This window comes from Aporhodopirellula sallentina SM41 (assembly GCF_000346505.1).
In the GTDB taxonomy this organism is placed as follows: domain Bacteria; phylum Planctomycetota; class Planctomycetia; order Pirellulales; family Pirellulaceae; genus Rhodopirellula; species Rhodopirellula sallentina.
Window position 1 is genome coordinate 85,625 of record NZ_ANOH01000095.1, and the last position, 24,894, is coordinate 110,518.

Here is a 24,894-nt window from a genome sequence, read left to right on the forward strand (position 1 = left end):
TTCGCTACGGCCGGGAACCCTCATTCTCGATGGTGACTCGCTACTAGCGATCCGCGTAGACCATCGTGCTTTCTTCCTTTGTGACAGGCACTCGGGATTGGTCGCTCGTGACGACCGCTTTGATCACGTGGGTGTCCGGTTGGACGCCGCGGACTTTGACGCGGTAAACCAGCTCCTCGCCAGCGGGCAAGTTGCCGTGTGGTGCGAACATCACACCGCCGCGTCCGTCGGTTCCCGCATCGGCATCGCTGCCGAGCATTTCGATTCCCGGTGGCAGCAACATTTGAACTTGAACGTTCGTGTCGTTGCGTGATCCCGAGTTACGAACCTTGATCTCGTAAGTCGTTTCGCTGCCCAATTCGATCGGGTCAGCCGTGTCGGCGATCGAGAACGTCAACTCAGCTTGCGATTCCACCGAAACGGTGTTTTCCACTTCGCTGCGTGCGTTCAAGTCCGCACTCGCTTCCAATCGGATGACTTGGTCGCCAGCTTCGACTGGCAACAACGTGACCGGAACCGTGGCGACGTCACCGGCAGGCAAGTCGACAATCGACCACAGCACGGCGTGGCGATTCGGATCGTAATGTCCGTTGTTCTCCGTTCCGACGAAGGTGAACCCGCGATCGAGTCGCGCGACGATCTCAACGTTGGTCGCCGGAGCGGTGCCGCGGTTTTCGATGTTAACCATGTAGGTCGCTTGACGTTCGAGGAAGCGACGCGAAGGTCCCGTCAGAGCCACGTTGATATTCGGCGCGACGACTTCCACCGATACCGAATGCGAAACCGCTTCGGCGTCTTCGGCGACTAGGTGTACGACGTTTTCGACCATGCCCGGTTCGGCCGCACGCATCCGCAAAACTTCACGGCGGACTTCGCCAGGACGGAGCGATCCGAGAGCGTTGTCGAGTTGGCGACCGCGCGGATGGTCGAGGCCCGGTGGCACGTCAGCCTGCAGGATCACGCCCGTTGCCTCTCCCGTGCCGACGTTGGCGACTTCGAGTTCGATTTCGAGTTGTTGTCCGATCAAGACTTTTGCGGGGGCACGTTGGGTCACCTTCAATTCCGGACGCGTGCTGCGTGTTCGGACGGAAGCGGCGGCTTCGAAGGTCACGCGAGCCACGCTGCCGAGTTCGCCTTCTTCCTGTGGAATCAATTGCATCGTGATCGACCGTTCGTCACCGGCAGGCATCGCACCGAGTTGCCAAACGAGCAGGTCACCTTGCATGACCGGTTGTGGCGTGGCGTCAACGAGCTTCATACCGGCAGGAACGCGGTCGTGCACGAGCACGCCGAGAGCCTCGGCGGTTCCGACGTTGCGAACTTGAATCACGAAAGTTGCCGGTCGCCCGACTTTGACCTCGGCGGGAGCCCGTTTGTGAATCACAACGCTCGGCGTTTGCACGCCCTCGAGACGACGGTCGCCCGGTTGGCTGATCGCGATCGGGTCACCACCGCCGGCGAGATACGGTTCAGGAGCATAGCCCCCTGCGTTTCCCTGGTTCGGGTTCATGTTGTTCGGAAGTCCCATCGCCGAACGTCCGTCGCGTTGGTGACCGGCAAACTGAGCAGGTGTTTGGTTGTTCGGTTGAGTTTGACCATAAGGCTCTTGCTGGCCGTACACCGATGGTGCCTGGCCTGCCGAATCGCGAACCATGCTCGGTTCGGGCAACGACGGCAACGCGGGCTGGCGCAAATCGCCACGGGGTGCACCGGAGCGAAGTTGGTTCTCGCCACCTGCGGGCTGGCGCAGTGAGTTGTTTCCGAACGTTTGTGCTGGCGGCTGGCCGAAATCACCGACCAAACCTTGAGCGGCGGGGGCGGGATGAACCGGTCCGCCCATGTCCATCGGCGCGTCGCCTTGGACGGGCATGTCGCCGCCCATCGGACCGGCACCATACATCGACGGTCCAGCATCCATGGCAGGCCCAGAATTCATGGCAGGTCCGGAATTCATGGCGGGCTCGGAATCCATGGCCGGTCCGGCATGCGAACCGTCCCCGTGTGCTTCGGCAGGTTGCTGCATCCGCAGGTCGTTCATCGGTCCGGCGGCAAAGCCTGGGCCAGCGTTCATATCAGGTCCGGCATTCATCTGTTGCCCTGCGTTTCCATCAGGACCGCCACCCATCGCGGGGCCCATTCCCGGTCCCATGCTGGGTCCCATTCCGGGACCTTCTTCGAATTGGATTTCCTGCATCCCCGGTTGGCTCATCGCCGCGGATGGTTGTTCGGTGGGAGCCTCCGATCCGGGCTGAGGCATTGCCATCGCGGGCATTCCCATTCCTGCGGGGCTGGGCAGCTCCGAACGCGGCAACTCCGGTTCACTCATTGGTTCTTCACCAGGACCGCCGGCTTGTTCGGGCAGTCCCATCATCGGCATCGCCATCGCGGGTGCGTCAGCCGGTTCGCTGTAGTCTGGCTCGGCAGGCATGCCCATCATGCCGGCGGGGTTGAAACCGCCGGGAGCCGGCATGGCCATCGGGCCGTCGTTGCCGGGCGCCGCACCGTTGTCGACGGGTTCTTCGTGGCTGACTTGCGAGACGAGGACAGGAGACATCGCATCGGACTCTGCCGACGCCGATCCCCAACCGTCTCCGTCACTCGGATCGGTCGATGGCATGTTTGCGGCAAAGGCGGCAGGCATCACACCGGTGGATTCCTCCGGGCCGGCTCCGATCGGCATCGGCAACGATTCAGCCCACGCGGGCGCCTCGAGCGATGGCACCTCCTCGGCAGTGTTAATGTCCTGACGTTGAGCCTGGGCCGCGGCGAGTGCTCCCAACGCGATGGCTGCGACACCACCGGAGAGACGCCATGAGAGTCGTTTTCCGAATTCCATCATCGTTCGCGTTCCTTTCGCGTGTCCTCGAGTCCCGTGTCGCGGTGATCCGTTTGAAGTGAACCCTTCATCGGTGATCTGCCGTCGCGGTGACCCGTTGTGCCAATCCGTGGCGTCGAGGTGGACGATTTAGTTTGTTGTTCGAATGGATTTGTATTTCGAGGCCCGATCGTCCATCCGTCCAGATCGCCGATCAGCTCACGTTAGCGTCTATCAAATCGCCCCCTCCGGTGCCAAGAGGAAATTGCGTCCGTTTTTCGGTCTTTCGTTCAAGTCGTCTGATTCGCTAGGTTCTGCAGAAATGGACGTCACGTCCTGTCCACCCCGACTCGATGCGTCAAGGATGATGCGAATGAACCTCTGCTGCCCCCACACCGACTCCGCCAGGTCGGCCGGAAGTCAAAACCCGCACCCGATCACCTCTCGATCCGCGAAAGAACAATGGGGGAGAGTCGTTGCGACCGGCATCGTCGCTGCATGCACGATCGTCGCGAGCTTGGCAACGTTGACAGAGTCCTTCGCTCAGGCCCCCGCCGGCCAATCCTATCAAGCCAACCCGGCCGGCCAACGTGCGGCCGATGGCGGCCCGGCGGTCGATCCGAACCAAGCCCCGTTTCCACCACTCGACGCCAAATCGCAAGCTCAACTCAACGCGATGTTGAAAGCGTGGGAGAAACAAAGCAAAGGCACCAAAACACTCGAGTGCCAATTCCAACGTTGGCACTACGACCTGTTCGCCGCACCGGCGGGAGTTCACGCGACCAAGAGCACCGGCGTGATCAAATACGCCTCGCCGGACCGTGGTCTCTTCAAAGTCGACAAGATGGTTTCCTTCGACGGCATGAAAGAAGGCAACCCGCAGTACAGCGAAAAGCAAAACCAGTTCGGTGAACATTGGGTGTGCAACGGCGAAGAACTGCTCGAGTTTGATCACAGCAAAAAGGAGTGCCGCGTCCAACAACTCCCACCGGAGATGCGTGGCAAACAAATTTTCGAAAGCCCACTGCCGTTCGTCTTTAACCTCGACGCCACCCAAATCGTCCAACGTTACTGGGTTCGTCAGGTCCAAGCTCCTAAACCGGGCATGATCCTGATCGAAGCTTACCCGAAACGCCAAGACGACCGGGCTCAATACAAACTCGTGCAAATCGCACTCAACGAAAAAACGTTCCTACCCGAAGCGTTGTTGATGTACGCCCCGAACTTCAACATCAAGACGGCTCCGAAATGGGACCACTATGAATTCGTCAACGTCGAACGCAACTCGATCTCGGCCGGCCTCTTCGATCGGTTCATGAAAAACTTCATTGACGAAAAACCACCTGCCGATTGGAAGGTGTTCCACAACACCTACCGCCAACCAGGACCGCCGCAAATGGCAACGCCGGGCAACGCCCCGAACGAACGTCGATAGAGCAAACGACGTAGCCGAAGTCGCCAAGACTTCGTTCGTGCCAACGCCGGCTACGATTCTCGGATCGTGACAGATCTGACTTCTTGGCGAATCCAGCTACAGGGATTGAGAGCGTTGAATTTCAAAACGCTCTCGTCCGTGGCTACTCTTCCTCGAGCGATAACTTCCCGTGGAGCCCACGTTCGGGTGCTTCGCCACCGAGAGAACGGGCGATGAGGGTGATGTTGTGATCGACCATTCCTTCGTAGGTTCCTTCATAGGTCCCGCCCGGACCGGCCGCGTCGGAATACAGCATGCCACCGACCTTCACGGTCACCCCGCGTGATGCGGCGCCTTCGATCAACGCTTCGATGCTCTTTTGAGAAACGCTGCTCTCAATAAAAACGGCGGGCAACTTTTTCTCGACCAACAAATCAACCAACTCGTTCACACGGCGCAGGCCTGCTTCGGAATCAGTCGAGATGCCTTGCACTCCCATCACGCGGAGCCCGTAAGCACGGCCGAGGTAACCGAACGCGTCGTGTGATGTGATCAGGATCCGTTGGTCTTCCGGGATCGACGCGAGCCGTTCTTTAGCGTATTCGGTAATCGGTTTGAGCCCTTCTTGATACGCCTTCGCAGCCGCTTGAAACTCGGCGGCGTGCTCGGGCAACCGCTCACCGAGAACGTCGGCAACGACCGACGCGGTGGAACTCCACATCGAAACGTCGAACCAAACGTGTGGGTCGGGGTGAGCCCCTTGGCCCTCCGGTGAAAGCAGTTGTTCTTCGGTGAAACGTTCAGTCAACGCGTGGACCGGAATGCTCTTGCCGATCTGCGCGAGCGTGTCGGTCATCTTTCCTTCGAGCAACAGCCCTGAATAGAAAACCACGTCCGCGTTCATCAATAACGCGGTGTCGTCACGGGACGTTTTGTGCAGGTGCGGGTCAACGCCGGGCCCCAGCATCACGGTGACATTCACGTGCTCTCCGCCCACACCACGCACGACGTCGCCAACCATCGCGGTCGTGCAAACGACGTTCAAGGCACCGTTGTCTTCGCCGTCATCCGATGCAGAGGGCTTTGCCGAGGGACGGCAACCTGTCGCAATGATCAGGCATACGATTAGCGTGGCGAGAAAGCGGCAGCGATCCATAATCCGATAACATCCAAAAAACGACAGAGGACTGAAGAGGATGTTCTACCCGATCGCGACGCTTGCTCGAAGCGGGCGGAGGAGATTGGGCGGGCGGAGGAGATTGGGCGGGAGGAGGAGATTGGGCGGGCGGAGAGATTGGGCGGGCGGAGAGATTGGCGGCGGAGGAGAGCGGGGGCGGAGGAGAGTTATTGGGTAAAGAGATTTACAGGATGGTCTCGGTCTCGGAGAGCCCGAACTCCGTGAGGGAAGTCCGAGGGATCCAGCTCGACATGCGCGATCGTGGTAGCTGGACTGGCCCGAATATCAGTCGCCTCAAGTCTGGCGAAATCGGCTACCGCATTCTCAACAACTCGCAAGTGGCGCGTCAAAGCTTCATTTTCGGGTAGCGAAACTCGCCGACGGTTTGTCGATTTGATCGAGAGTCAACCTGTTTTCGTTTAACCGGTAGCCGTAGGCGACGCGCTGTGGCAAGTAGGTCGCCTTTGGCTGACCGTTAAACGCAATACCGTTCAATTTTCGTTTAACCCGTGCCCGAAGGGTAGGTTGTGTTCCGTCAAGCGTCGCCTACGGCTACCGGTTAAACGAAAACGCCACAACCCGGTGCTTCATTGAACGGTATTGCCGTTAAACGAATAAATCAACAGCCCGCCAAGAGTTTCGGCTGTGATCGTGATTCACCGAAAGTCTCGGCGACTTTCGCTACGGCCCGGAATCCCCATTCCTGATCGAGACGCATCGCCTGCCAGGCTACTCACGGAGCGACGCTGATTCGGTTTTGGACGCTGGAAACGCCGGGTTCGAGTCGCATCAACAATTCGCTCATGCGGCGATCTTTTTCGCTGGCAACGCTGCCCTGCAGGACCGCGGTGCCGCTTTCCAACTGGACATTCACACCGGAGTAAGGATTCCCCGCGTAGCCACCGGCCACTCCGGCCAAGCCTTGTCCCCGGGGCTGCAGCGTTCCGGCACTTTGGAATCGGCTCTGTGCAGACACCTGACGCGACACACGATTGGCCATCGTGCCGGCCGGAATCTGCACTCCGCTTCGCAACCGGGTTCGAATCGGCGGCGTCGAACTACTGCTACTGTTGGCGTTGTTATTGAACAGGTTTCCGAACGCGGCCCCCATGCCACCGCCGAAACCGCCACCGAACGTGCTTCGTCCTCCCGTCCCGCCGGCGCCCGCCGAATTGGCGGTGGACGCGGCACTGGCTCCGACCGGGGCGGCGGTGGACTGACCAACGACGCCGGTCCGCTCGATCCCGCCAGAAAACGCTTCCTCAGGCGTCAGCGTTCCGCCGGCTTCCTGCTGGTTACCTTGGTCGGTGGTCTGTTGCTGGGCGAAAGCGGGCGTCGTGCTGGCAGCGACGGCGAGCACTGCGGCCGCGAGCACTGCGGCCGCGAGGATTGCGAGCGATGGACGACCGGTGGTTGAAATTGGATATATCATCTGTTCTTTTGCTCGGTTAGGTTCGCTTTTTGCCAAGATCCAAACGGCCGCTTCGAATGCATTTCGATCGGCGGCTCGAGTTTCGGCGGAAGTGGAGGCGGACGTTGGCGATAGCACTGTTTCCAACATCGTTATTAAAACACCGCCCTCTCGGCCAAGTTTCTGTGCCTATCGGTTGGCTCATCATTCTAATCTCCCCACCGACAGTTTGACCTCTGTTTGGATTGAAAATCACATGCACATGCGTTCTATTCCCTGCCGGTCGCGATGGTTATCCGTATCGTTCGCCGGCATGATCGCCCTAACCGTTTCGATCACTTCTTCCCCAACCTGGGCACAAACTGGTCTCGCCAGTCGCGATGCCCGGGACCAGCGAGGGGGACAGGAACTCGAATTTGAATCCGCCGTGCCGCCCGCGTCGCGGTTGCTGCCGTCGGACACGTACGCGTACGTTCGCATCCGCAATGTAGCGGATTTGAAAGTAGGTTTCGCACGCTCGTCGCTCGGCCAGATGCTCGACGATCCCGCGATGCAGCCGTTCGTTTCGGACACGTACCAAACCCTCAGCGCCACGCTCGAGGAATTCGCATCGCAGATCGGTTTGTCTCTGGATGAACTGCTGTCGATCCCGCAAGGCCAAGTCGCAATCGCGTTGGTCCCCGGAGCACCGCCGGAGGCCGAACCCGCAAAACCGTCACGCGGACCAGAAGAGGAACCGGAAACTGACGAAGAAATCGCTCGCCGGTTGCAACGCCAACGTCGCCAACAAAACCGGTTCGCGGTCGTGTTGATGGTCGAAACAGGCAAAGACAACACGTCATCGGCGCGGATGAATGAACTTCTCGAACAAATCGGCGAACTCTCGCAACGCAATCAATTTGTGAGCGACACCGAAAAAATCGGCGACCATTCGCTGACGACTTGGCGGCGTGCCCGCGGTGGCCAACAAACCGAGTGGTTCCAACGCGACGGTATGTTCGTGATCGGACTCGGCCGACGTGCCGCAGCCGATGTTCTCGAACGGTGGAACGATTCCGACGCACCACGCAATCGCAAGGAAGCCGCCGAGGAAGCGAAAGACACCGACAGCAAACTTGTCGAGATCAGTGGCAACTTGTCGAGCAATCCCGACTTCGGTTCCGTCATGACGCGTTCGATCGGGGCGGAAGCAGAAACGCCTCAGATCACATTTTTCGTTCACCCCTACGCGATCGCGGAAAAGATCATCAGCCGTTCGGGCTCTGCGTTCTTCATCATGCCAATCGTCGAGACGCTCGGTGCGGACAAGATCCGTGGGATCGGCGGCAGCATTTTCCGAGGCGGCGAGGTTATCGAAGGAATCATCCACGCGCACATTGTCATCAATCCGCCGCGAGACGGTTTCTTTGGGGTGATCCGGCCCGAGGAAGTCGACCCGACGCCGCCGGAATGGGTTCCCGCCGACGCAACCAGCTACATGACCGCGCAATGGGACATTGCGACCGCGACGGACAACCTGACTCAAATCGTCGACCGCTTCGCCGGCGAAGGCAGTTTTGACCGGTTCGCCGAAGACCGCATCCAAGCGAGGCTCGACATCAGTCTCAAAGAAGAGGTGATCCCCAACCTCACCGGCCGGTACGTCGGTGTGCAACGCTATCAGTTGCCCGCCGCTTGGAACGCGGTCGCGAGGCTCGATGCGTTGCAGGTTCGCGATGTGGAGAAGGCTCGCGAATTGCTCCAACGCGCCAAAACCAAACTGCCGGCATCCGACATGCGTGCGGAAAACGTCGGCGGCGCCGAGGTCTACTTCCTGGCGAATCGCCGGAAACTGCCCAACACCCTGAGGACGCCCGAACGCAGCGTCTTCCTGATCGACGACTATCTTGTGTTGGCCGACAGCCGCGAGCTGGTCGAACAGGTCCTCCGTGCTCGCTCGGGGAAGACACCGCGACTGATCGACGACACCGACTACGAACTGTTGCTCTCCGAACTCGGGGCGAAGCTCGGTGGGGAGAAGCCGTTCGTACTTAACTTCGCACGGGACGCTGACAGCTATCGGGTGCTCTACAACATGGCCGGGTCCGACGAGTTCGCCGGCACGCTGAGCCGTCGGGGCGAGAACAATCCCGTCATCGCGAAATTCGCCGATCTGCTCAACCGACAGAAGCTGCCGCCGTTCGATGAGCTGCGGAAATATTTCAACGTCAGCGGTGGATTCGGCTATGACGAGCCCGGAGGACTCCATTTTGGCCTCATGACGCTGCGTCCACTCGAGTAGACACACTGGCAACTGAGGGCGTCCTTCCTACGGGTTTTCGCGGAGAAAGCAGATTTCTCGGCCGAGACCTGCGCGGGTCCGTTTCCCCTGAAAGCCTGCCAAGGGGCCACATGTTCACATTGCGGCGGAACCAGGGCCAGGAACCCCTCGTTAGCGAGAGTTAGCTTTTGGAAATGTCCTGTCCGCCGTCGAAACATCGGCAAAATTTCTTCGGCGAGAAGTTAGCATTTTCGGCACAACCGTTGCGTTGACGGGATCGCGGTGCAGATTTGCCAGCTTTTTAGGCTTGAAACTCCTCCTCGACGTCTAATCTTGCTTCGGCGAGACCTCCATTGCCTGCCATTGAGGCAAATGAGCTGCCGGTGAAGAACCCATGATTTTCGGATTCGGCTGCACCAATATCGGTTCCCGCGGAGCGAACTCTGATACGTTCTCGAGCGTCTGATCAGTTACCGCGGGGCAGAATTTGCGGTTCACCCCGGACGTCACCCGTCTGTTTGAAAGGTTTTCCTATGACTAGAAAAGAATCTCTCCAAAAAATGCGTGTCACGTTGGTCCGCCGTCGTGATGCACTGCGGAAGGCATTGGCGGGAGACCTCAGTTTGCTGCGTGAGTTGCACCAACAGAAGACTGGCGACCCACTCGACGCGGCTGCCGACACCGTCCAAGACGAACTGAACAGCCAATTGGTGGAAGTCGAAAGCCGCGAATTGACGGCGATCGAAGAGGCGATCGAGAAGTTCGACGCAGGAACCTACGGCAACTGTGAAGACTGCGGCAAACCGATTCCCCTGAACCGCCTTCGCGCAATCCCCTACGCGAGTGACTGCATCGATTGCCGCCGAGCAGCCGAACGTGGCACCGACAGCTCGTCCGCCGCCGTACCATGGAATCGCATCTTCGACATGAGCGAAGCCGACACGGTCTGATCGTGTTTTCACACGCCGTTTGAAGGCGATTGACGGATAATCGGCCCAGGCCAACGACCTCAACAATTTAGCCAGCCCAGCCAGAAGGCTGGGTCGGTCTCTCCGGGCCAACGGCCCAGCACTTTGTCTAGCCCAGCCTGAAGGGCTGGGTCGGTCGGCGGACCGAATGAACGCGAGACGAACCGTTGGCCCTCCGGTTACGCGGCGACGCCAACCAACCAGGGCGTTGCCCTGGGCTAAGCAAACGGACGGGGAGTTGCCCCTGAGAGCTCCCCGGGCCAACGGCCCAACAGTTTGTCTAGCCCAGCCTGAAGGGCTGGGTCGATCGGCGGACCGAATGAACGCGAGGGCTGAAGGCCCGGCCGTTTGTCAAAACACGCCCCCGACAAACTCCCACGTTCGTGAAATCGCGGAGAAGGTTGCTCCCTCCGCCATCTACAATCGTGGCAACCCGCTCGATTCGGAGCGGTTGTATCGTTATCGTTTTGGGGTCGGAATTCTTCTCCATTGCCTCACTCCGAGAAAGACAATTGCCATGACGGACCTACGGTCATACGTTCGCGACATTCCGGATTACCCCAAACCGGGAATTCTTTTCCGCGATATCACTCCGCTGCTCGCCGATCCCCAGGCCCTCACCGCGGCCGTAGACGCGATGGCGGAACCCTTTTTGGATTCGGACATCGATGTCGTTGCCGCCGCTGAGGCTCGCGGATTCATCTTCGGCACACCGTTGGCCATGCGACTCAACGCCGGATTCGTTCCGATCCGCAAACCAGGCAAACTTCCCTTTGACCTGCATTCGTTCGCCTACCAACTCGAATACGGTACCGACGAACTGCAAATCCATGTCGACGGAATCAAACCGGGCCAACGCGTCCTGATTGTCGACGATCTGCTCGCCACCGGCGGCACGGTGGAAGCCTGTTTGCGACTGCTAGAAAAATGCGAAGCCAAAATTGTTGGCTGCTCCTTTTTAATCCACCTGGAAGCGCTCGGCGGCGAAGCTCGCATGGAACCTTACGACGTCCACAGCGTGCTGAAGTACGGCGGCGACGACAAGGAACAGGAACTCAGCATCCAAAACGAGATGCCTGGGCCGAGCGTTTAGCAAACCCGTTTGGTTCCCGCCGGGGGCATCCCCGGCGGTTCACGCAGAGATGCCACGCACGCCAAACCGGATGGAATCACCTCCACAGCGTGTCAGCACTCTGTATTCAAGAACACTCTGTATTCAAGAAACCCTGTGCCTCCAGAGACTCTCGAAGACGTCTACAACAGGTCGTCTTCGAGGAGGTGGCAGTATGCGTCATAGCGACGGGCGTCGATTCGTCCGTCAGCGACGGCGTCTTTGACCGCACAATCGTCTTCGTGCAGGTGCAAACAGTTCGGATACCGACAACCGCTCACGTAGGGACGCAGGTCCGGCATCAATCCGGCAACCTCGGTGGCTTGGATGTCCCACAGTTGAAATTGCCGAATGCCGGGCGTGTCGAAAACCGCGCCACCCTCTTCGAGCGGGATTAATTTCGCCGCCGTGGTCGTGTGCCGCCCCTTGCTGTTCTCCGTACTGACCGAGGAGACCGCGAGGGCCAAACCAGGCTCGATCGCGTTGAGCAGGCTGCTCTTTCCCACACCGCTCTGTCCTGCCAACGCGGTTTGTCGGTTGCTCAGGAAGGCTTTGAGATATTCGATGTTTTGCCCGGTCGTCGCCGACGTCGGCAACACGCGGTATCCCAACGACGCGTAGACACCAACGAGCGATTGCAGATGCACCGGGTCGACCAAATCGATTTTGTTGATCACGACAACCGGTTCGATCTCACACTGCGCGGCGGTCAACAACATTCGGTCGATCAATACAGGCTTGATCCCCGGTTCGGCGGCACTCGCGATGATCAGCATCGCGTCCACATTTGCAACAATAACATGTTGCTTCCCGCGACTGGTCCGGCAAATGATCCCGTGACGAGGTTCGATCCGTTCGATCATCCCGTCGGCCGTCACGACCTCATCGGCACGGCGGGCTGTTTGACCGCCGTCCCCGTCGCGGGCTTCGGTTCGAAACCAAACGCGATCGCCTGCGACGACCACGCCGCGTTGATCGGTCGCCAACGACTTGAGCACCTGACGAACGGCGCAGGCGTACAACCGTCCGTCGTCGGCAAGGACTTTACTCTGCAGCCCATGAACGCTGAGGACACGACCATGGGTGAGTTGCGATTCGTCGACACGCACATTGACCTGCAACGCGTCTGAACCGGCGGAGGCGTTGTCCGCACCGGCGATCGTTCGCCGTCGGGTCAATTCGCCTTTGCCGGAAAGGCGTTCGCCCTGTTCGACATCGTCGATCCGTGACGACACATCATCACGGAACTCCCGAGTCAGGTCGCGTTTGCGGACCCGGCCTTGATGCTTCTTTCGAAACTCCGCCCGCAGCTTGCCTTTTTTCTTAGCCAAGGAAACTAGTCTTCACTAGGCACCGGGGCGTTTGAACTCCGCTCGGCCACACCTTCCGGAGCCATGATCTGTTCGATCTTGCCGTCGCGGTCGCCTTTGCGTTTGTGGATCGACGGCCCGATCAATTCGGTCAACTCGCTTTCACTGAGCTCCTCACGTTCGAGCAGACCGCGTGTGATCTTCTCGAGTTCATCGCGATGCTCTCTCAGCAACTGCTCCGCCTTCTGATCGGCTTCGAGCAAGATGCGAGCCACCTCTTCGTCAATCAGTTCTTGAGTGTGTTCACTGAATTGACGTTGTTGGTGAATCTCGCGACCGAGGAACGGATCCTCATCGCTGGTCTTGTAACTGACCGGACCGATCTTCGGGCTCATGCCCCAATGCGTGACCATCCGGCGGGCGATGCTCGTTGCCCGTTCGAGGTCATTTTCGGCACCGACGCAGGTTTCGTTGTAGATGATTTTCTCTGCGGCACGGCCGCCCAGAAGCACGATCAATTGATGATCGAGCTCCTTTTTGCTCATACTCAACCGGTCTTCGTTGGGCACGTACTGCGTCACACCGAGGGCACGTCCACGAGGAATAATCGTAACCTTGTGAACAATGTGTGACCCCTCGAGATGCCACGCCGTGAGCGTGTGCCCGGCTTCGTGATAAGCAGTCTTTTCCTTTTCGTCTTCCTGCAGAACTTCCTCGCGTTTGGCCCCCATCAGGATCTTGTCGCGGGCGAAGTCGAAGTCGACCATCTCGACCACTTTCTTGTCTTGACGGGCCGCCCAAAGAGCGGCCTCGTTGACCATGTTTCGGATGTCCGCACCGGTCAAACCGACCGTCCCGGCCGCCAAACGTTTCAGGTCGACATCGTCGGCCAATGGCACATCACGGACGTGGACTTTGAAGATCTCCTCGCGACCCTTCATCGTCGGACGGCCCACGGTGATGTGACGGTCGAAACGCCCCGGACGAAGAAGCGCCGGGTCGAGAACGTCAGGTCGGTTCGTCGCCGCGATCACAATCACCGCGTGCGAACCGGAGAAACCGTCCATTTCGCCGAGAATTTGGTTCAGGGTTTGTTCGCGTTCGTCGTGCCCACCGCCGAGACCGGCACCGCGTTGGCGACCGACCGCATCGATTTCGTCGATGAAGATGATCGACGGGGAATGCTCTTTCGCGGTTTTGAACAAGTCACGCACGCGGCTCGCACCGACGCCGACGAACATTTGAATGAATTCACTACCGTTGACGCTGTAGAACGGCACGTCCGCCTCACCGGCGACGGCTCTCGCGAGCAACGTTTTCCCGGTACCCGGAGGTCCGTTGAGCAAAACGCCCTTGGGAACTTGCCCGCCCAAACGCGAGAATTTGTCTGGCGTTTTGAGGTAATCAACGATCTCTTCGAGGTCAGCCTTCACGCCCTGCAGGCCCGCGACGTCGTCGAATGTGATGATCTTGTCAGTCGCTTCGAATCTTTTCGCAGGACTCTTGCTGAATCCCGAAAGGAATCCCCCGCCCCCCATCATTTCGTTGCGGCTGCGGCGAATCAACGTGAAGATCAAAAACAGAATCCCCAGCGGCAGAACCAGCATCAACAGGATCTGCAGAATTGCCGCGGTCGAGTCAGGCTTTTTGAACTCGTAGTCCTCGACGCCCATTTCCTTGAGGCGTTTTTCCAGAGCACTCGCGTACTCGTTGCCGGCCGGGCGGGTGAAGACGAACTCTTTCGAATAAAGTTCTTTCTTCGTGTCCTCGTCGACGTTTTTCTCTTTCGGGAACGGTTTTTCGGGCCGAATGCGGAATTTCCCTGAAACTTCCAAATCGCCGATCTCGACCGACTCAACGTTCTTCTTTTCCAGTTGCTCCTGGAAAAAACTCGCGGAAATCGTTGAACGATCGTCGGGCCGATTGGCAAAGAGAATCGCGGCGAGTGCGGCAATCACGAGGGCAATCATGATCGGATTGCCACCGCGTCGACCACCATCCTGATCAGTCGGTTGTTTCGAGGGGGACTCGGAGTCCTTGGCCATATTGTGTTCCTATCGTGTCTTAGGCTCTTCTATGAACGAGCCGTTTTGGCATTCGCTGCGTGAGTGTAGCAAGGAGTGTACCGGGAATTCGAAAATACGGCCAACCGAGTCTTTTTAGTTCCCGATGATGTACAGAAAGTTTTTCGTCCGCAGCCCTAAACGGTCGCCCAAATCGACGGGGCTGGCGACGGTATAGTCTTCGTCATCCGCGACTTCATTGGTTGCCAAAACGGGCGGTGCGGCCGAATCGTCGGCCCCCCCGAGAGGCCCGATCACGGAGGTATGCCCGTTTTCGCCAGTGACGTACAGGTGATCGCCCGAAATCAGTGGCGAACTGCTGTAACTGCGGCGGCTGCGGGGCAATCGAAGGCTCCACAGGGTCTCGCCCGATTTTGCTGCGAGAGCATAGACGGTTCCTTTGTCGTGCTTGGCGTCGGAGACCACATACAATACGCCGTCACGGACCGCAGGGGTCGGTACGTCGCTGCCGATGTCGTCGCGGAACCAAACGATCGCGTCTTTGCCTTCGCCGGCGACCAGTTTCTCAATATCGACCGCGGTCAGGGTTGCCCCGCGAGAGTAAGGGCAAAAAACCAGATTCCCCTCGGCGACCGGCGACGCGATCGAGCGAAAGAACTTTTGACCTTCGGGGTTGAACCCACCGAGCCGTCCGATTTCTTTTCCGTCGGTGGCGTCGTTGATGGTCAAGTGGTCGGCCCCCATGACCGCGACAGCCGGACGTCCGTTGACTTCGATCGCGACCGGGGTCGTGTAGCTCTGGGCGGCTTCTTCAGGTGCATCGGTCATGCGGTCGGTTTTCCATTTCATCTCGCCGGTACTGATATCGAACGCAACCAGATAGCTCGGCCCGGTTTGCATGACTGGAATCACCACCATCGACTCCACCAACAAAGGCGAGGAGCCAAGGTCCCACCACAGCGAATCTTCGCCGAACTCATCCTGCAGGTTGTGGGTCCAAAGGACTTCACCGGACAGGTTCACGCACGACAAATCTCCGCTGCGGAAATATGCAACCACGTGCTCTCCGTCGGTAACCGGCGACGGGTTGCTGCCGCTGCCTTTACGGTGTTTGTTTCCACGGTCCGTTCCCATCGGAACCTGCCAAACGATGCGGGGTTCATTGACGTCAATCGCAAAGAGCACGTTCTTGCCTTCGACACCGCTGGTCAGGAACGCCGTGTCGCCGACGACCACAGGTGTGCTGCCGCCGGATCCAGGAATTTCAACTCGCGAGGACGACTCTTCGTTCCATTTCTTCGGCAACGTTCCTTCGGGCGAGACACCTTGCTGCGAAGGCCCACGCCACTGTGGCCAAACGGTCGATTCGTCCTGCCCGGTTGCGTTCTGCGGTGCACCGGAGGCCGCCACGGTGGTTGCGTCGCTAGCGTCACAGACCGCGGTCGCAAACGCCGAGCAAAGCACCAAACTCCCCGTCGCGATTTTTGCCGAAATCGAACGGGACGGATTCAAACGAGCGATCATCTTTTGGGCAGAAGTCATGAACATTCTCGATCCTCTTTTATCTTTGGGGCGGAAGGCAGGCAGGAGATGGCTGGGCAGGAGATGGCTGGGCAGGAGATGGCTGGGCGGGATATGGATGAGCGGGAGATCGAAGGGAGGGAAATGGAAGGATTGAACAGTAGGTGCGACGGACGATCCGGTGAACAGCCTTTCGAAGAACTCACCCTGTCGAAGAACTCAGCATCCACTCATCGTTATCCGCTCATCGTTATCCGCTCATTGTTGCTCGCGTCTATCAGGCGGGGGCAAAGTGGGCGGGAAACCGATCGCGGATGAAAGCCGACACAACGAGAAGCGGTGAATCGATCCACTGCGATATCGGATAGGTCAGCGTGTCGGGCTGGTTTGGTGTTCGGATAGGCCGGGTCATTCGGACGGGTTCGACGCATAGCCGCTTATTGTGAAGCAATGACGGAACGCGTACCAGTAGCGGGCGTTTGTGGTTCCCCAATGAATCCGATTTTTGTTGGCGTCCGCCTGCCTGATTGCTACATCCGTTGCCGAAAGTCACAACGCCAGAATACTTTTGCCAAAGTCCGCCGAAGAATGCGGCACGACTCGATCGAGTAATCGGTTCGGCTCACATCTGCCGTGTTCACGCGTCAACGGGTTCCATCTGGCCTCCCGATCGCGGTCGTCGCCGGGCGAGCACCATCAAACCCGTCATCGTCAGCGAGATTCCGATCACCAACGTCGCCGTGATCGGCTCGGTAAACAAAACAACGCCCGCGATCGCCGCCATCGCCACCTGGGACGCGTTGAGCAAGTGAACCGCAACGATCGGCAACGCCTTCATCGCCGTGGTAATCGCGATGAACGCCAAGAAATTGAACAACCCGGCAGCAAACATTGACCACCAAAGCGACGCGGGAATCTGCGTCATTTCCGTCACCCCGCCGCGAGCCGCCACGAGGGCGAACAACGCGGTCGCGCCCACCACGCCGCTGATCCACATCGCGGTGACCGCCTGCATGCCCCGCTGCATATTGAAACGCATGATCGACGTGAACACTGCGAAACACAAACCTGAAAAAACAGCGAACCCCGCACCAATCCATCGCTGCATCGCCACACCGGCCTCGGACTGATCGCCACCCCAATTCGCCGCTTCCGGATCGGGATGCCCGGACTGCGACAGCATCACGACGGCGACCATCAATACTGCCATCGCGATTGCGGTCCGGCGGTTGACCGTTTCGCCCAACAAAAACCGGCCAACGATCGCGCTGCCGATCAACAAGGCTCCCAACGTGATCGGCACCGCGGTAGCGAGCCCGACCATCCCGAGTGCGACTTGGAACGACGCATTGCCGCCGACCTGGCCGAGCAAACTGGTCACGACAAATTGCGGGATCAACCACTTGCCACCGCCGACCGCTTGGCCACGTATCTTCAACGCGATCAAAAAAGGGGTCAAACACACGACCGTGGGAATCGCCTTCACCGCCGCGACCAAGAACGCGTCGACCGAAACAACCTGCCGCAGCGAAATGTTTGCCAACGTGTAAAGCACCGCCGACAGAAATCCACACGTGACGCCGAACACGATCCCCGGACGAATGACGTGACCGCAGAACCGCTCGCCCCAATTCGCGATCGGTTCTGCGTTGGCCTGTGTCGCCTCACTCATTTGACTGTCGACTCGATCACGCCATCGGCGACGCGGCTGCGAATCGTTTGACCGGTTTGAACATCGTCGGCCGCGCGAACGACGCGGCCGTCTTCGGTTTGCGTCACGCTGTACCCACGCGACAGCACGCTCAGCGGAGACAACGCCGAGACGGATGCGGCGAGTTGCCCGAGCCGACTGCGGTTCTGTTCGAGACGTCGCCGCATCACCGAACGCGCCCGCTCATCGAGTTCATCGACCACGCGACTGCGGTTGAGAACGATTTCGTACGGGTTTCTGAAGAGCGGCCGCGACTCGATCCAACTCAGACGCTGGCGCGAGGATTCGATCCTGCGATACAGCGACCGCCGCATCACCCCGTCGAGCGCGTCGAGAACATCGACCAACACCTCACGATCGGGCAACACCCGGGTCGCCGCATCGGTCGGTGTCAACGCACGCACGTCGGCGACGAGGTCGGACAACGTGACGTCGATCTCGTGGCCCACCGCCGACACGGTCGGAATTCGCGAACGCGAAAGCGCCCGCACGAATTTTTCCTCGTTGAACGACCAAAGATCTTCGAGTGAACCGCCACCACGTGACACGATCAAAACGTCCGGCAGCGGGTCGAGACGATGCGCCGCGGCGATCCCTTCGACCAACATGTCAACGCTGCCGGGGCCCTGCACGCTGGCGGGAATCAAGACAATTTCCACGCCCGCATGTCGCGACGCGGCGGCTTGTAGGAAATCGCGGATCGCCGCGCCGGTCGGGCTCGAAACGATCGCGATCTTTCGCGGCACACGCGGCAACGGCCGTTTCCGTTCGACAGCGAACAAACCTTCCGACTCGAGCTTCGCCTGCAACTGAGCAAAGGCGAGCTGCAAGGCGCCCATGCCTTGCGGTTGGCATTTTTTCACCACCATCTGCACCGAACCACGCGCCGCGTAGACTTCGATGTCGCCGTAACACAGCAGGCTCTGCCCGTCGTCGAGATCGAACGGCAACCGCTCAGCGACGCTCCGCCACATCACACCGCGGAGTTGCGAACGGTCGTCTTTGAGCGTGAAGTACAAATGGCCGCTGCGAGGTCTCGCGATGTCGGTGATCTCGCCGGCGACCCACAGGCTCGACAACGACGATTCGACGACCCGTTTGATCCGCTGCGTGACGTCGCTGATGCTGAGCGCTTCTTCGGCCGTGGCGGCTTCCTTCTTTTTTGCAACCAACGGTTTGTTGACCGCGGTACCGGAGGACTTCGCAGCGGTCACACGCTTCTTGCGAGCGGCTTTTTTCACAGGAGCGCGATCGGGACCGCTCTCTGCCGGTTCGCCATCGTCGCCGCCAAAGTCAAACGGCAGTTGCTGCGGGTCGGCGGTCATGCGTTCGATTCAACCGATCGACGCGAGCGACGACGCCGGCCCGTCCGCGCGAATTTTGCTCGCACGTCGGCTACCGCGGCGATCAGCTCATCGACCTCTTCGACCGTGTTGTAGAGGTAGCAACTCGCCCGGGACGTCGCCGTCACACCGAGAGCTTGATGTAGTGGCATGGTGCAGTGATGGCCGGCTCGCACGGCAACGCCGCGTCCGTCAAGGAACGCCGACACGTCATGAGCATGCACGCCTTCGATCACAAAACTATTGATGCCCCCTTTTTTCTCGGGTCCGGGCCCGATCACGCGAACGCCGTCGATCGCTCGCAACCCGGCGTCGGCACGCGCACCGAGGATGCGTTCGTGGGCATGGATGTTTTCCATCCCGATCGACTTGAGATACTTCAACGCCGCCGCCAAACCGATCGCTTCGACAATCGGAGGCGTCCCGGCTTCAAACTTCTCGGGCAAATCCTGCGTCGTGAATCCGTCGGTCGTGACGTTCATGATCATCCCGCCACCGCCGAGGAACGGAGGCATCGCGTTCAAGATCGTTTCTTTTCCGTACAGGACACCGATCCCGGTCGGGCCGCAAACTTTGTGTCCGCTGAAGACGACAAACTCCGCGTCCCAATCGCGAACATCGATCTCTTGGTGAGGTGCCGCCTGAGCCGCGTCGATCAGAACCGTCGCGTCATGCTCGTGAGCCATCGCCGTCCATTTTTTGACGGGATATTCACTGCCCAGCGTATTGCTCGCGGCGGCGAAGGCGAACATCTTCGGCCGCAGGCGATCGAGGTACTCGGCCACAGTCTCGTCACTGATTTCGAACTGGTCATCGACAGGGATGAACTCGACCCGGCAACCGGTTCGCTCGGCGAGTTGATGCCAGGGCACGATGTTCGCGTGATGCTCGCTGATCAACAGCAAAATCACATCACCAGACGAGACGTTCGCGTCGCCCCACGAACGTGCCACCGTGTTGATCGCGGCCGTCGTCCCCGCGGTGAAGATGACTTCGCCGATGGACGAGGCCGACAAAAAGTCACGTGTCGTTTCGCGAGCCGATTCGAACGCCTTTGTCGATTCCTCACTGAGCGTGTGAATGCCACGATGGACGTTGGAATAATACTGCAGATAGCATTCGTCCATCGCGTCGATGACCGCCCTGGGACGCTGCGTCGACGCCGCGTTGTCGAGGTAGATCAACGGCTTGCCGCCGGCGACGTCCCGCTCGAGCACGGGGAAGTCACGGCGAAGCAAATCAGTATCGAGCAATCCCATTACTGTTCCTCTCCGAGCGACGGACCGCCGAACGATGTCTGCGATTCCGTCTCATCCTCTTCGGTGTTGCTGGGGTCCGCTTCCGTTCCGACCGGACGATGCAGTGCCCCCTTCAAAACTTTCCAACTCAACAGGCAGCACTTTTGCCGGTTGGGGGTTAACTGCGGGCCGAACAGTTTCAACATTTCCTCGGCCGAGAACTTCTCAACCTCTTCGATCGTTTTCCCTTCGATCTCCTCGAGCAGCATCGACGCGGACGCCTGACTGATCACGCAACCGTCGCCCTCGAACCACGCTTCAGCAACGCGTCCGTTTTCGTCCAACCTCAGATCAACGTGAATCTTGTCCCCACAGAGCGGATTTTTTCCGTCGTGGGCGTGGGTCGCCCCAGCCAACGGGCCCCGGTTGTACGGGTCTTCGTAGTGATCCAGGACGTGCTCTTGATAAATGTCCTGATCGTTCGGATCGTCCTGCGGGATGGGCATCGGATTCTGAAGTTATCGATTGAAGGATGATGGACGGGAAGGAAACCGAACGACGAGACGAATGCGGGCGGGAAAGCCGCGATCGATCCATTGATTGAGACGTCAGAATCGAAATTCGGTTCGGGAGGAGCACGCGGCTGCGAGAAAACAAACGCTGACGGGGTTCTGCCCTCCCTGTTACTCTACGCGAGTTGGCAAAAAAAGGAACGCCCACCGAGCCGGCGGCTCGCCCGGCCGCCGGTTCACCTGCGATGTCTAACCTGCGATATCGAACGCAAAAATCAAATCCTGGTCGCGGAGAAACAGCGTCTGGTCGGCGATTACCGGATGAGCCCAAATCGCCCCACGATCTCGCGGGATCTCGGTTTCTCGCGGCAGACGGATCTGGCCGAGCGGTTTCCATTCCTGCCGGCTCGGTTCGACCAAAATCACGCTGCCGTCGCCGTCGTTGTAGCAATACAGCCGGCCGTCGGCGTAGGCGATCGAACCGCTCTTGTTGCCGCGAATTTTTTCTTGCCACAACGTTTCGCCCGACATCAAATCTTGGGCCATCCACATGCCACCGTTGGCACGCGTGAAACCATAAATCGTTCCGTCCACCAGCACGACGCCGCCGTGATGGTTTTCCATCGATTTACGACTCTCGTGATAAACGGCGTCCGCGAGAATCTTCCCGTCCGAACGCGACAACTGCAGCAGAGCGTTCCCCGCTCCATACGCGCTCGTGTGATAGATCCGGTCGTCTCCGATCAACAGCGGAGTGGGAATCGTCGCGGTTCCGTTTCCGGTCACCGTGTTTTCAAACAACTCCTCGCCGGTTTCGCAATCAAACCCCACCACGCCGACCCCCGCCGCGGTGACGTAGTAGTCGGTTCCGTCGAACGAACCTTTCATCGTCGATGCGTAGTGCGCGTTCGCGTCCACGCCTTCGGAGTTCCAAACGAGCTCTCCGGTCTCGCGATCCAACGCCAACATGAACTTTTCGCCGCCGGCGGTCACGACCACGCGTTGGCCATCGATCAACACCGATTCGCTGTATCCCCACTTCGGAATACTACCGCCGTGGTCGGCAACCAGATCGACTTTCCACTGCAGTTCACCGTTCTCGCGATTGAGCGCCGCGACGACACCAACGTCCGATAGAACGAACGCCTGATTGCCATCGATCGTCGGGGTGCTCCTCGGGCCGAGGCCCCATCCGCGACTGTAGTCCGAACCGGTCCCCGCACGCGCGACCCGCGTTTTCCAAATCAGCTTGCCGTTTCGCGAGTCAAAACAGATCGCGTAGCAATGCTGTTCATCGGCCCCCATCGTATACAGTCTGCCGTCGACGACCGACATGCTGCTGTAACCAACGCCGGCGTTGGCGGCTTCCCACTTCAACCCAGGCGAGCGTTTCTCCCACGATGGTGCCAAGGATTGGTCCGCCGCATGACCATCGCGCAGCGGACCACGCCACTGCGGCCAATCAGCCGCCATCACGTCAAAGGTCAGGGCAGAAGTCGTCAAAGCAAAAAACAGGGCCACACACCACAGTGCTGCATTGCGTTGCGGGTTCGCGGGGTCTGAATCGTAAAGACGCAGCGTCGAGTTCATAAACAGTTTTTACAGATAGCGGATCAGACGGGTTTACAGAACGCCTTTCGTGCTCGGAATCGCATCGCTGCGTGGATCGCTTTGGATTGCCATCCGAATCGCACGCGCGGTTGATTTAAAAACGCATTCGGAAATGTGGTGAGCGTTACGGCCGTGATGGAGCACCACGTGCAAATTGCAGTTCGCGTTGGCAGCAAACGATTGCCAAAAGTGTTCGACCAATTCACTGTCGAACGTGCCAATCTTATGAGCGGCGATCGGGGCATGGTATTCGAACGCATAGCGTCCCCCCATGTCGACCGCGGACGTGACCAAACATTCATCCATCGGCAAAGTGAAGTGCCCGTAACGACAAACACCCGCACGATCGCCGAGTGCCTGATCCACGGCGGTGCCCAACGCGATCCCGATGTCTTCGGTCGTGTGGTGATCATCAACATGCAAATCGCCCGTCGCGGTCACGTCGAGATTGATCAACGAGTGCTTGGCGAACAAATCCAACATGTGATCGAGGAAGCCAACACCGCTGCTGCGTTTGCCTTCCCCGGTTCCATCGAGGTTGACGGATAGTTTGATGGTCGTTTCGCCGGTTTGACGGTCAACGGTGGCTGTTCGAGACATGGCGGTTCGAGACTTGGGATAAGGTCGATTGGGAAGTAGGAACGTCGCCTGAATGATGGAAACGTCATTTTATAAGAGCATCGAGAGATCACGGCCCGGCAAACGTCGGTCGTCCACGGGGCTTCGACAGCCTCTCTGAGTCTCCGGCAACCACGCTGGTTCACCGACAGGCTGACCAGTTCATCAACAGGCTCGCCGGTTCACCAACAAGCTCGCCGGTTACCGACAAGCTCGCCAGATTACCAACACGCACGCTGGGCCCCCGACAGACTCGCGAACGAGGAGCGGGGCGGCATTCTAACGGCGCAATCAACTCGTAGCCGAGCCCCCACCTCCCTCATTGGCACATCGCCCCAACGTCCCGGCGGCGGGCCAGCCGCAAGGACGGTGGCCGAATCTACCTTCGCAAAACCTTCGCGAACGCGAATTCCGCGCGTCATCTATACAGTTGACACACGTGTTTTCACAGGACGACTACAATTAACAATCCCCTCAAAGCCATTCTAGGGCTGCTCGCCCGCCATTATTCACGATTCCTTTTCGAATGAGATCTTCTATGGCCACTCCTTTACGACCGACAAATTCCCGGCTGCCCAGCCGCAGACGCGGCTTCACGCTGGTCGAACTCCTCGTGGTGATCGCAATCATCGGCGTCCTCGTCGGACTGCTGCTGCCCGCCGTCCAGGCCGCTCGGGAAGCAGCACGCCGGATGAGCTGCAGCAACAACTTCAAACAGATCGGATTGGCACTTCACAACTACCACTCCGCCTACAACCGCTGCCCGACTTCCCAAGGAGGCACGAGCCACCCGAACCGTTCCGACGCGGAATCACAAGCGATCAACACCGGGTTCAACCGTCTCGACTTGAACTGGCTCGTCGGCCTGACACCGTTCATGGAACAACAGGCTGTCTGGGAACAGATCAGCAACCCGATGGCAGTCGGCGGTGGCACGTTTCAGGCAATGGGTCCGAACCCGAAACGGTCGCAGAGCAACTACGGCAGCACGCCTTATCTACCTTGGTTGACCGAACTTCAAACGCTTCGTTGCCCGAGCGACCCCGGTGTCGGCCTCCCGTCGGACGGACGCACCAACTACGCGTACTGCGCCGGTGATTCGGTGCACATGGGTGACTGGGGATCACTCGACAACAACGAACGCAACAACAGCACGCGGGCGATCGCGGTCCGGCATTCCCAACGTGGATTCTTTGTCCCACGTACCCACATGGCGTTCCGGGACGTCCTCGACGGCCTTTCGAACACAATCGCCGCGGGCGAAATTGTCACCGACCTCGGCGACCGAGACAAACGGACGCTCTGGGGAGCGTCGGGAGGCACCAACGACGACGGCAGCGATATGGTGATCGCCGGCGGCGCACTGTTGTGCAACGGAACTGATCCCACGCGGCCTCAGTTCTGGGGCACTCAAACAACGGTCAACGAATCTGAATCCGATCGACGCCGTGGATACAAATGGGCGTTCGGCCGTCTCGCCTACTCCGGCATGAACACGATCCTGCCACCCAACCGCGAAGTCTGCTTGTCGGGCGACCACAGCTCCGCCGGCGTCTGCCCACCGAGCAGCCGGCACCAAGGCGGATGTCATGTCTTGATGGGCGACGGTGCGGTCAAGTTCGTGACCGACTCGATCGAAGCCGGCAACAGCAACAGCGCTCAAGTTTCCAACGCAGCGGGTGGCCTCGCCGCCGGCCGAGCATCCCCGTTCGGCCTATGGGGTGCGTTGGGCACACGGGCATCGAAAGAAGTCATCGATCAAGCGTTCTGAAACCGAATCTCTCGCGACGTGCGAGAGAAATGCAAAACGGGATCGAGTCCACAGGGCTCGGTCCCGTTTTTTTGTATAA

The 24,894-nt window shown here is 59.2% G+C and carries 18 protein-coding genes; 5 read left to right on the forward strand and 13 right to left on the reverse strand.

The genetic code is table 11. The features are described 5' to 3' along the window. Positions 1–43 precede the first annotated feature (43 nt). Positions 44–2,839, reverse strand: a complete 2,796-nt coding sequence (locus RSSM_RS05495) for a DUF11 domain-containing protein (RefSeq protein ID WP_008675440.1) — start codon at positions 2,837–2,839, stop codon at positions 44–46. Between the two features lie 340 nt (positions 2,840–3,179). Between RSSM_RS05495 and RSSM_RS05500 the strand changes: the two genes are divergently transcribed. Further along, on the forward strand, positions 3,180–4,250 hold the full coding sequence (locus tag RSSM_RS05500; RefSeq protein ID WP_044301253.1) for a TIGR03009 domain-containing protein: 1,071 nt from the start codon (positions 3,180–3,182) through the stop codon (positions 4,248–4,250). A gap of 142 nt (positions 4,251–4,392) precedes the next feature. Here RSSM_RS05500 and RSSM_RS05505 read toward each other — a convergent pair whose 3' ends face one another. After that, entirely contained in the window at positions 4,393–5,385 is a 993-nt protein-coding gene (locus RSSM_RS05505; protein WP_008675444.1) for a metal ABC transporter solute-binding protein, Zn/Mn family, read from the reverse strand. Positions 5,386–6,139: 754 nt separating this feature from the next. Next, positions 6,140–6,838 carry a BON domain-containing protein gene (locus tag RSSM_RS05515; protein ID WP_044301254.1) on the reverse strand — a complete coding sequence of 233 codons (699 nt, stop codon included), beginning with the start codon at positions 6,836–6,838 and terminating at the stop codon, positions 6,140–6,142. 292 nt (positions 6,839–7,130) lie between these two features. Between RSSM_RS05515 and RSSM_RS05520 the strand changes: the two genes are divergently transcribed. From RSSM_RS05520 to RSSM_RS05530, 3 genes are all read left to right on the forward strand, one after another. Then, positions 7,131–9,098 (forward strand): DUF3352 domain-containing protein, encoded by a 1,968-nt coding sequence (locus RSSM_RS05520; protein WP_008675450.1) that lies wholly within the window; start codon positions 7,131–7,133, stop codon positions 9,096–9,098. Between the two features lie 512 nt (positions 9,099–9,610). Beyond that, a complete protein-coding gene (locus RSSM_RS05525; protein ID WP_044301226.1) occupies positions 9,611–10,027 on the forward strand; it encodes a TraR/DksA family transcriptional regulator in 417 nt (138 codons plus the stop codon). A 535-nt stretch (positions 10,028–10,562) separates the two neighbouring features. Then, positions 10,563–11,138 carry an adenine phosphoribosyltransferase gene (locus RSSM_RS05530; RefSeq protein WP_044301257.1) on the forward strand — a complete coding sequence of 192 codons (576 nt, stop codon included), beginning with the start codon at positions 10,563–10,565 and terminating at the stop codon, positions 11,136–11,138. A gap of 161 nt (positions 11,139–11,299) precedes the next feature. Here the strand turns inward: RSSM_RS05530 and rsgA are convergent, their stop codons facing one another. The 10 genes from rsgA to hisB form a co-directional block, all read right to left on the reverse strand. Continuing rightward, complete coding sequence (gene rsgA / locus RSSM_RS05535; RefSeq protein ID WP_008675458.1) at positions 11,300–12,487, reverse strand: ribosome small subunit-dependent GTPase A; 1,188 nt, start codon at positions 12,485–12,487, stop codon at positions 11,300–11,302. A 5-nt stretch (positions 12,488–12,492) separates the two neighbouring features. Next, positions 12,493–14,511: an ATP-dependent zinc metalloprotease FtsH gene (gene ftsH, locus RSSM_RS05540; protein WP_008675459.1), complete on the reverse strand. Its 2,019-nt coding sequence runs from the start codon at positions 14,509–14,511 to the stop codon at positions 12,493–12,495. Positions 14,512–14,625: 114 nt separating this feature from the next. Beyond that, entirely contained in the window at positions 14,626–16,032 is a 1,407-nt protein-coding gene (locus RSSM_RS05545) for an outer membrane protein assembly factor BamB family protein (RefSeq protein ID WP_236620963.1), read from the reverse strand. A gap of 256 nt (positions 16,033–16,288) precedes the next feature. After that, a complete protein-coding gene (locus RSSM_RS35170; RefSeq protein WP_261340247.1) occupies positions 16,289–16,423 on the reverse strand; it encodes a hypothetical protein in 135 nt (44 codons plus the stop codon). A 225-nt stretch (positions 16,424–16,648) separates the two neighbouring features. After that, a complete protein-coding gene (locus RSSM_RS05555) occupies positions 16,649–17,683 on the reverse strand; it encodes a DMT family transporter (RefSeq protein WP_008675463.1) in 1,035 nt (344 codons plus the stop codon). Beyond that, complete coding sequence (xseA, locus tag RSSM_RS05560; protein WP_008675464.1) at positions 17,680–19,047, reverse strand: exodeoxyribonuclease VII large subunit; 1,368 nt, start codon at positions 19,045–19,047, stop codon at positions 17,680–17,682. The genes RSSM_RS05555 and xseA overlap by 4 nt, the downstream gene beginning before the upstream one ends. Next, entirely contained in the window at positions 19,044–20,324 is a 1,281-nt protein-coding gene (locus RSSM_RS05565; protein ID WP_008675465.1) for an aminotransferase class V-fold PLP-dependent enzyme, read from the reverse strand. The genes xseA and RSSM_RS05565 overlap by 4 nt, the downstream gene beginning before the upstream one ends. Next, positions 20,324–20,809 (reverse strand): Fe-S cluster assembly sulfur transfer protein SufU, encoded by a 486-nt coding sequence (gene sufU, locus RSSM_RS05570; protein ID WP_008675466.1) that lies wholly within the window; start codon positions 20,807–20,809, stop codon positions 20,324–20,326. Before sufU ends, RSSM_RS05565 begins: the two co-directional genes overlap by 1 nt. 255 nt (positions 20,810–21,064) lie before the next feature. After that, positions 21,065–22,405, reverse strand: coding sequence for a PQQ-binding-like beta-propeller repeat protein (locus RSSM_RS05575; protein ID WP_008675467.1), 1,341 nt, complete (start codon positions 22,403–22,405; stop codon positions 21,065–21,067). Between the two features lie 33 nt (positions 22,406–22,438). Then, complete coding sequence (hisB, locus tag RSSM_RS05580) at positions 22,439–23,026, reverse strand: imidazoleglycerol-phosphate dehydratase HisB (RefSeq protein ID WP_008675468.1); 588 nt, start codon at positions 23,024–23,026, stop codon at positions 22,439–22,441. Between the two features lie 556 nt (positions 23,027–23,582). Between hisB and RSSM_RS05585 the strand changes: the two genes are divergently transcribed. Beyond that, on the forward strand, positions 23,583–24,815 hold the full coding sequence (locus RSSM_RS05585) for a DUF1559 domain-containing protein (protein WP_044301227.1): 1,233 nt from the start codon (positions 23,583–23,585) through the stop codon (positions 24,813–24,815). The last annotated feature ends 79 nt before the right edge of the window (positions 24,816–24,894 follow it).